Genomic DNA, 3,570 nt, shown 5'->3' with positions numbered 1-3,570 from the left:
GGGGTGGATGATGCCTATGCGCAAGCTATCAATTCTGTTTTGAACTACAACGCTGCCATAGAAAAGCTCCGCTGGAGCATTCTTGAGCACAACGCTGACATGGACGGTCATCATGAAGCTACTTTGCTGACCACTGACAAAGACATTGATGACCTATTCGATAGCCTGTGAATCTAATAATTCGCTCCCTTGAAGTGCCGGAACGGTTCAAAAAAGCACTAGCTAAGCTGCCCGAAGATATCAAGGAATTGGCTAAGCAGGCACTGAAGGATCTGAAGCGGAACCCTCAACCAGGATACCTAAAGCTGGAAAAGCTAAAGGGTTATCGCAGGCCTGATATCTATACCATTCACTTCACGGGCAACAATTCTCACAAAATGAGTTTTGAGCTGGTATCCGACAAGGCCGTCATGCGAAATATCGGAACGCACAAGCTTATTGATAGAAATCCATAGCCCGGCCCAGTGCCGGGCTTTTTCATTCGGGACTCAGATCGTCGATGGATTGATACCGATCAATTTCAGCGACTGACGCAAGGAATCGTCCAGTTCGATTTCGCCTGTAGTTGAAGCCGCTTGGTTGATTCCGACTGTGCGATAGATAAGGGTTTTACCTGTCACCATCTGCCGCAGAATCTCCTTCGCTTTTTCGCCACCCGTGACAGTGTAGGGGCTCATCATTTTGTACATACTGTCCATGCTTTGAGCCTGGGCCTTCTTGATTATCTCTGCTTGTTCGGCCGCCAATCCAAGCGCAATTTCCGGCGCCGCGGGAACCATTGAGATTGGCGTTTCCTGAGGGGTGATCGTCCACGCGTCGTTCTGATCAATCCTTAGCTGAATTGTGCCGACGGGGATTTTGAAACGACCGCCTGACATGAGCCCCACATAGACTTCACCGCCCTCCTTCCTTACCACTGGGTAAAACTTGAGCGAGCTGGTGATGATTGAGGTTCCCGCTGAATAGTCCCCGGTGGTCACCATGGTCGTGGTTTGGTCAGTGAACTTGTCCGTACTGCCAGTGGCTTTCCATACAGACCCTGCGCACCCACTCAGCATGGTGGCGATAACAAGAACAGCAATTCCTTTCATAACCTTCTCCAATGCAGTAGTGGAACGACTTTAGCAGAGTCATTGGTTTTCGATTGCCAATCTCCCTGCGCCTCGCCGATCGTGGTCCAGCACTGGGCTTTTCGTATCTGCCCTGTCACACCTTCGTCACGCCTACCAAGCACAATGCATTCAGCCAAAGGGATTTGGCCCATCCACAAAGAGCCCGGCCGACGCCGGGCTTTTTCGTTCCTGCGACATACTTTTCACGAAGCGCTCACAGAATGGAGCGCAGATTGAACGGACAAAAGGATTTGACCCCGTCCAGAAAGCCCGCCACTGAGCGGGCTTTTTTACGCCATTCAGAAAGGCGCCGGCTCCTCCACCGCTTCCAGCTCGTCGACCTCAATCACGCGGTCTTCCTCCGCACTTGCTTCCCACCTCAGCGTCACCGACTCATCGTCGTTGAATGTCATGTCTAAGCCGTCCGTCTCGGATAGCAAGCTCATCACCTCCTCCCACTCTCGCTCACCGTCCGTGTCCAGACGGTGGATGGTCACCCAGCGCTGAGTCTGCGCGACCGGGTGGTTGATCATCGAAGATACGCGTAGGCCAAGCTTTTCAATTCCGCTGATCTCCTGTCGCTCTACTGGTTTTGCTTGCGTCTTCGCCTTTGCCATCCCGCCCCCTAATTACTGTATATACATCCAGTTAATGTAAAGCATACCGTACGGTCAGCAAAATTAAATTAACCATCGGTATTGACGAGCAAATATACCGATGGTTAACTACGGCCATCGCAGCAACACAGCCACTGCGAAGGGCCTTAAGTCCGCTGCTCTTTAACAGTCAGCGCAACAAACAACAGACCGCATTGCCTCTACCGGCGACCGGCGAGCAGACAGGCACGAAAGCCTGCCAACGACAGGAACACCCTGTACGGCTGCTCGATGGTGAAGCGCCAAAACCGTGTGAACGACCCGGCAAGCAATGCGCCCCGCCCCTCCGGCGGCAATAGGACGTAAAGCATCACTGCTGCACCTTGGCGACAGGGTGCATCGGGATGTAATCCCTACCCAGAGGAATCGCCATGAATCAAACCATCAGACAGAGCCAAGCCATTCTCCAGGGATTGCGTCTCCGGACATCACTCGAAACCAGCACCATGTATCAAATGATCGGCCGCGACGAACCCGTCCGCGCACCGCGCTACAACGTCGTACCCCGAGGCAGCAACACCTTCGTGGTAATCGATCGCTCCACTGGCACGCCAAAGGGTGAACGGTTCGGACACGTCAACGCCTGCCAGTACGCACAGCAGCTCGAAGAGAACGCTGACTTCTTCGCTTCAACTCGGTCAGCAGCCAAGCACTTCGCTGGCTGGATGTTGCGGTGGACCTTAGTGCTCGCGGCAATCCTCTTGGGCTTTGCCTACTACGGAGCTGGTCGTTGAGGCGCATCAACAATCAGATACGCCAGCGCCTTCGTCAGTCGCAATTCAGTCTTCCCCCTAGCGGCCTATTGGCCATCCCGGAGAAACAGCCATGTCCACCCCTACCGATACCGCAGAGTTCCTTGAAGAGCTAAACGGCGGCGCTTTCGCCAGCCAAATCGGCCACGCCCTTTCCGAAGTAGCCGCGGGGGTCGTTGACCACGGAAAGACCGGCAAGCTGGTTATCACCCTGGACTTCAGCCAAATCGGCGAATCCAGTCAGGTGAAGATCAAGCACAAGCTCGACTACAAGGTACCGACCAAGCGCGGCACGCGTAGTGAGAACACCAGCCTGGACACACCGATGCACGTCGGCTCCGGCGGAAAGATCACCCTCTTCGCGGAAAAACACGACCAGCTCTTCAGCCGCGAACAAGCCCCTATTACTCCTCGCACTTAACCGCTCGACCATCAAGGAACTGACAAATGTCTCTGACCAAAGAAGCGATCCAGCTCATCACCGATACCGCGCTCGAAGCGACCGGTAAAGCGCTGGCCACCCAAACGCCGACCATCGTTCTTCCCGATGGCTGCCAAGTGGTCACTCTGGAAAAATGGCAGGCTGGTCGTAGCCGTTTCCGCGGCATCTATTCCACCCACTCCCTGGCTGACTTCAGCACGTACGTCGCTGATCGAGCAGTGGCGAACGCCAAGGGCTTCATCGACCAGGACGAAATGACCTGCACGCTCCTGTTCAACTTGGGCACCGACACGCTACCTGGTCACGCCGATGACCGCGCTGTACTTCGACTGAAGGCTTCTGCTGGTTACAAGGCGGCACAGGCAATCGGCGGGCGCCCGATGTCGCAGAAGGATCTCAGCGACTGGATTGAAGACTGGAACCAGTTCCTAACAGCTGCTGATGAAAGCGGACAGGTGATGACTATCGCCAAAGCCATCGCGGCGGTGCGGACCATCACCATCAAAGCCGCGTCCGAGTCGGACCACACCGTCGGCGAGACCAGTGCCAGCCGTAGCACTCTCGACCAGATTGAGGCTCGCAGCAAAGAGACACTGCCGGCCACACTG

The 3,570-nt window shown here is 55.0% G+C and carries 6 protein-coding genes; 4 read left to right on the top strand and 2 right to left on the bottom strand.

The annotated features are described in order from the left end of the window. Positions 1-167 precede the first annotated feature (167 nt). A complete protein-coding gene (locus AC1DU9_RS29615; RefSeq protein ID WP_477811246.1) occupies positions 168-455 on the top strand; it encodes a type II toxin-antitoxin system RelE family toxin in 288 nt (95 codons plus the stop codon). 33 nt (positions 456-488) lie between these two features. Here AC1DU9_RS29615 and AC1DU9_RS29610 read toward each other — a convergent pair whose 3' ends face one another. Continuing rightward, the gene (locus AC1DU9_RS29610) at positions 489-1,091 is read right to left on the bottom strand and encodes a hypothetical protein (RefSeq protein ID WP_477811245.1); all 603 of its coding nucleotides are present in this window, start codon (positions 1,089-1,091) and stop codon (positions 489-491) included. A gap of 320 nt (positions 1,092-1,411) precedes the next feature. Further along, positions 1,412-1,729, bottom strand: a complete 318-nt coding sequence (locus AC1DU9_RS29605; protein ID WP_477811244.1) for a DUF1654 domain-containing protein — start codon at positions 1,727-1,729, stop codon at positions 1,412-1,414. A 410-nt stretch (positions 1,730-2,139) separates the two neighbouring features. On the opposite strand from AC1DU9_RS29605, the gene AC1DU9_RS29600 reads away from it, so the two are divergent. The 3 genes from AC1DU9_RS29600 to AC1DU9_RS29590 form a co-directional block, all read left to right on the top strand. Then, a complete protein-coding gene (locus AC1DU9_RS29600; RefSeq protein ID WP_477811243.1) occupies positions 2,140-2,502 on the top strand; it encodes a hypothetical protein in 363 nt (120 codons plus the stop codon). A 91-nt stretch (positions 2,503-2,593) separates the two neighbouring features. Then, positions 2,594-2,941, top strand: coding sequence for a hypothetical protein (locus AC1DU9_RS29595; RefSeq protein WP_477811242.1), 348 nt, complete (start codon positions 2,594-2,596; stop codon positions 2,939-2,941). 26 nt (positions 2,942-2,967) lie between these two features. Beyond that, on the top strand, positions 2,968-3,570 hold a 603-nt coding region (locus tag AC1DU9_RS29590), incomplete at its 3' end, for a DUF2303 family protein (protein WP_477811241.1).

The organism is Pseudomonas sp. P4_C1, assembly GCF_056402155.1.
The sequence above is the reverse complement of the archived record's forward strand: the minus strand, read 5'-3'. Positions and strand labels throughout refer to the sequence as shown.

Bases quoted from the DNA above. Each gene is read 5' to 3' on its own strand.
- AC1DU9_RS29595 (WP_477811242.1), top strand. From the start codon at position 2,594: ATGTCCACCCCTACCGATACCGCAGAGTTCCTTGAAGAGCTAAACGGC.
- AC1DU9_RS29605 (WP_477811244.1), bottom strand. From the start codon at position 1,729: ATGGCAAAGGCGAAGACGCAAGCAAAACCAGTAGAGCGACAGGAGATC.
- AC1DU9_RS29600 (WP_477811243.1), top strand. From the start codon at position 2,140: ATGAATCAAACCATCAGACAGAGCCAAGCCATTCTCCAGGGATTGCGT.
- AC1DU9_RS29610 (WP_477811245.1), bottom strand. From the start codon at position 1,091: ATGAAAGGAATTGCTGTTCTTGTTATCGCCACCATGCTGAGTGGGTGC.